Consider the following 379-nt stretch of genomic DNA (forward strand, 5'->3'; position numbering starts at 1 on the left):
AACCGCTGCACGCGCTTGCGATTGACCTGAAGCCCCTCAGCCTTCAGCATCGCGGTCATTCGCCGCGAGCCCAGGAATGGCCAGGCGGTGAACAGCTCGTCGATCCGCTGCATCAGGGCAAGGTCGTTGTCGTTGGCCGGCCGTGGCGGCCGGTAGACCCCGGAGCGCGCGATGCCAAGCAACATGCATTGCCGGCGGATCGACAGCGCCTGGTCGGCGCGATCGAGCATTCCTCGACGGTCCGGCGTGCTCATCTTCCGGACCTCCGTGCTAAAAAATCGCGCTCGACTGTCAGTTGTCCGATCTTGGCGTGCAGCTTCTCGATCTCGCGTTCGCGCGCGTCCTCGCTCTCCCGCCCGACACCCGCGTCAAAGGCCCG

Annotated in this window: 1 protein-coding gene; it reads right to left on the reverse strand. The window is 65.7% G+C overall.

Annotated elements, in window-relative coordinates:
* Window positions 1-254, reverse strand: a 254-nt coding sequence (locus AC5ZGW_RS47485; protein WP_496114319.1) for an IS3 family transposase, incomplete at its 3' end; no start/stop codon positions are given.
* Between the last annotated feature and the right edge of the window lie 125 nt (window positions 255-379).

The sequence above is a fragment of the Bradyrhizobium sp. Crot121 genome (assembly GCF_059512385.1).